The sequence below is a fragment of the Vibrio sp. V03_P4A6T147 genome (assembly GCF_002241085.1).
Lineage (GTDB): Bacteria > Pseudomonadota > Gammaproteobacteria > Enterobacterales > Vibrionaceae > Vibrio > Vibrio anguillarum.
Map to the genome: position 1 here is coordinate 1 of NZ_NDIO01000006.1, position 4,104 is coordinate 4,104.

Genomic DNA, 4,104 nt, shown 5'->3' on the forward strand with positions numbered 1-4,104 from the left:
CGGCTAAACATTAAATAGCCATGAAGAACAAAGGATGTAAATCATGTCACCCGTGTTAGAAGTTAAGAACCTCTACAAGGTATTTGGAGAGACTCCACAACAAGCTTTCCCGCTGTTAGAAAAAGGGTTGGATAAGGACCAAATTTTCGAGCAAACCGGGCTCACTGTTGGGGTCAAGGATGTGTCTCTTTCAATCAATGAGGGGGAGATTTTTGTCATTATGGGTTTGTCCGGTTCGGGCAAGTCTACTTTAGTTCGATTGTTGAACCGCCTGATTGAGCCAACCCAAGGAAGTGTTTTACTGAAGGGTAAGGATATTGCTCATATTTCAGAGCAAGAGCTGCGCGATGTAAGACGTAAAAATATCTCAATGGTATTTCAGAACTTCGCACTCATGCCACATATGACCGTTCTTGAAAACGCTGCCTTTGGATTAGAACTATCAGGAGTGGTGGCTCATGAACGTAATAAAAGTGCAAAAGAAGCGCTCGCTCGGGTTGGCTTAGACGCCTACTGTGAGTCATTCCCTGATGAGTTATCGGGTGGGATGAAACAACGCGTTGGTTTGGCTCGTGCACTCGCCAACGACCCTGACATTTTGTTAATGGACGAAGCATTTTCCGCACTCGACCCGTTAATCCGCACCGAAATGCAAGATGAACTAATCCGCCTGCAAAATGATGATAAGCGAACCATCGTTTTTATTTCTCATGACCTTGATGAAGCAATGAGAATTGGTGACCGTATCGCCATCATGCAAGATGGCATCGTCGTACAAACGGGCACGCCCGATGAAATATTGCATCATCCTGCTAACGATTACGTCAGTTCATTCTTTCGTGGCGTTAATGTTGCCAGTGTTTTTTCAGCTAAAGACATTGCCCGTAAAAAACCCGCGGCCGTTTTTAAAAAACACGACAATGATGGCCCGGCTGCAGCAATGCAGTTACTGATGGATCATGACCGAGACTACGGAATTGTAGTTGACCGTACGAATAAATACTCTGGCATTGTGTCGCTCGACTCTCTGAAACAAGCTCTCAAGCAACAAACATCGCTTAGCGCGGCACTACTGCCTGACATTGTGACGGTTGATCCGGAGCTGTCTGTTAGTGAATTAATCAGCCAAGTGGCTGAAGTCCCCTACGCCGTGCCTGTTGTCGATCAGCAGGGAAATTATTACGGCGTGATCACCAAATCACGCTTATTGCAGACTTTGGATAGGGAATAATTATGACAACGGAAACCAACATTCAATCTACAGAGGCGCTTGACCCATGGGCGTCTACCACGCAAACACCGGTCAGCAGCGATCCTTGGTCAGCGACTACTGCGTCTCCAACTACAGCAGGTGATTGGTTAAATGGCGCAACCGACGCTCCCGCGCCTTTCGATTGGCTGCACCCATTTCAAGATGCAATTATCCCCTTTGATCACTGGGTTGAAACCGGGCTGGGTTGGTTAGTGGAACACGGAAGGCCATTATTTCAAGCTGTCAGAGTACCTGTTGATTTTATTTTAAGTTCATTTGAAACCACGTTAGTTTCAACGCCAGCGCCTGTGATGTTGTTGATTTTATTTTTGATCACATGGCAACTTGCTGGACCTAAAATGGGTATCGCTTCATTAGCCTCACTGATTACGATTGGATTAATCGGAGCGTGGTCACAAGCAATGGTCACCCTCGCCTTGGTCATGACCTCGGTATTCTTTTGCCTATTGATTGGCTTGCCACTTGGGATTTGGCTGGCCAGAAATCAAACGGCTGCAAAATTCATCCGCCCAGTTTTGGATGCGATGCAAACCACGCCCGCATTCGTGTATTTAGTCCCGATCGTGATGCTGTTCGGAATTGGCAACGTACCTGGCGTGGTGGTAACCATTATTTTCGCCCTGCCACCGATTGTTCGTTTAACCATCTTAGGTATTCAACAAGTTCCCGAAGAGCTTATCGAAGCAGGCCATGCATTCGGCGCAAGCCCAAAACAGATGCTCTACCGTATTCAGTTACCACTAGCCATGCCGACCATTATGGCCGGTGTCAACCAAACACTGATGCTATCGCTGTCGATGGTTGTAATTGCCTCCATGATTGCTGTCGGTGGCTTAGGGCAAATGGTTTTGCGTGGTATTGGCCGACTTGATATGGGACTCGCTGCCGTGGGGGGACTTGGCATTGTCATTCTCGCCATCTTACTTGATCGCCTAACTCAGCATATCGGTACAGAAAATCGCGATCAAAAAGTACGCTGGTATCAAACCGGCCCTATCTCACCCTTTTATTTACTGAAGCAAAAACTGACTCATCAGAGTGCCAACAATCTAGGAGAACAGAAATGAATTACGCATGGAAGACGTTAATCTCAACCAGTTTAATCGCATCGGCGGCATTACCCATCAGCGCTTGGGCTGATAAACTTCCTGGCAAAGGTATTAGTGCACAACCCGTACAATCGACAGTGGCTGAAGAAACATTTCAAACTCTCATCGTGAACAAAGCGATGGAAGCGCTGGGGTACGATGTCAAACCGACCAAAGAAGTCGACTACAACGTGGCTTATACTTCGATTGCCGAAGGCGATGCAACCTATCTCGCCGTTGGGTGGTTTCCTTTACACGCCGACAAATACTCGATGGCGGGCGGCGACGCCAAGTTCTATCGAAAAGGTCAATATATATCAGGAGCAGCGCAAGGCTACTTGATTGATAAAAAAACGGCAGATAAATACGGTATTACCAATATTGCTCAGTTAAAAGACCCTAAAATCGCCAAGCTGTTTGATGCAAATGGCGATGGTAAAGCAGACTTAACTGGCTGCACACCCGGCTGGGGTTGTGAGATGGTGATTGAGGAGCACTTAACCGCCTACGGTTTACGACCGACCGTTACTCACAACCAAGGTAACTATGCCGCTATCATTGCCGATACAATTTCACGCTACAAAAAAGGCGACCCTATCCTTTATTACACTTGGACACCTTATTGGGTGAGTGGGGTGTTGGTCCCTGGTAAAGATGTCACTTGGCTTGAAGTCCCTTTCTCTGCCCTACCTGGTGAGCGCAAAAATATCGATACAACCCTACCCAACGGAAAGAACTTCGGCTTTGAGATGAACAGCATGCTGATTGTCGCCAATAAAAAATTCGCTCTAGAAAACCCAGCCGCAGCAAAACTTTTTGAAATCATGAAGTTGAATATTAATGATATCAGTGCGCAAAACATGATCATGAGTAAAGGTAAAAACTCTGCCAAAGATATTGAAGCTCATGCCAATGGTTGGATAAAAGCTCACCAATCTGAATTCGATTCGTGGATAAAAACCGCCAAAGAAGCCGCTAAGTAAGAATATGGAGCCACCCATATCAAAAGGGTGGCTCTGCTTATTTTCAAGGAGGAAAGTATTGGATATTCATGAAGAAGTACTGGTCGCTATACGCCAAATTATTCGTGCGACAGATCTCCATTCCAAAAAAATAAACAAAGATTTTGGCCTCACTAGCCCCCAACTATTGTTAATGCGTGCGATCCAAAACTCGGCCGATATGACCATAAAGCAACTCTCCGATCATACTAATATGAGCCAAGCTACAGCGACCAGCATTTTGGATCGCTTAGAAAAGCGCGCACTGATCATTCGAGAGCGAGATCAACAAGATAAACGTAAAGTTCATGCATTGTTGACCCCAACAGGAGATGAATTATTACTCAAAGCACCCACACTGCTAAAAGATAGCTTTATTGAACAATTTCAGGCATTAAACGCATGGGAACAAACTCTCATTCTCTCCACTTTACAGCGGTTATCGATGATGATGAAAACACCAGAAATAGAAGCATCGACGCTATTGTCTAGCCTAGAACCCGATGACCCTTTCTAGTTTTTATTCGACCGACTAAAGCAAATTGGTTACTTTTTTCTCAACCCAATTCCAATTATCAACCTCAGCCAGATTAGAGGTTGTAATTGACTGAATTTCGGTTATTTTGAACCAAATCTCCTTTTTCTGATTCGTCATGGAATACTTAGACTTATTTCAAAAAAATTATCAATGGATCATCACGATCATGGCGTTGCTTATTTATCCTAAAACAGCCAACTACAC

Annotated in this window: 4 protein-coding genes; all 4 read left to right on the forward strand. The window is 45.2% G+C overall.

The features are described from left to right. Positions 1-43: 43 nt before the first annotated feature. Genes proV through B9J84_RS00180 form a run of 4 tightly spaced genes read left to right on the forward strand, consistent with a single transcriptional unit; the run spans position 44 to position 3,879 of the window. Positions 44-1,231 (forward strand): glycine betaine/L-proline ABC transporter ATP-binding protein ProV, encoded by a 1,188-nt coding sequence (proV, locus tag B9J84_RS00165; RefSeq protein ID WP_013867972.1) that lies wholly within the window; start codon positions 44-46, stop codon positions 1,229-1,231. A 2-nt stretch (positions 1,232-1,233) separates the two neighbouring features. After that, on the forward strand, positions 1,234-2,340 hold the full coding sequence (gene proW / locus B9J84_RS00170) for a glycine betaine/L-proline ABC transporter permease ProW (RefSeq protein WP_094123258.1): 1,107 nt from the start codon (positions 1,234-1,236) through the stop codon (positions 2,338-2,340). Next, on the forward strand, positions 2,337-3,344 hold the full coding sequence (proX, locus tag B9J84_RS00175; protein ID WP_064626292.1) for a glycine betaine/L-proline ABC transporter substrate-binding protein ProX: 1,008 nt from the start codon (positions 2,337-2,339) through the stop codon (positions 3,342-3,344). Before proW ends, proX begins: the two co-directional genes overlap by 4 nt. A gap of 4 nt (positions 3,345-3,348) precedes the next feature. Next, positions 3,349-3,879 (forward strand): MarR family winged helix-turn-helix transcriptional regulator, encoded by a 531-nt coding sequence (locus B9J84_RS00180; protein ID WP_017043348.1) that lies wholly within the window; start codon positions 3,349-3,351, stop codon positions 3,877-3,879. Positions 3,880-4,104: the final 225 nt, after the last annotated feature.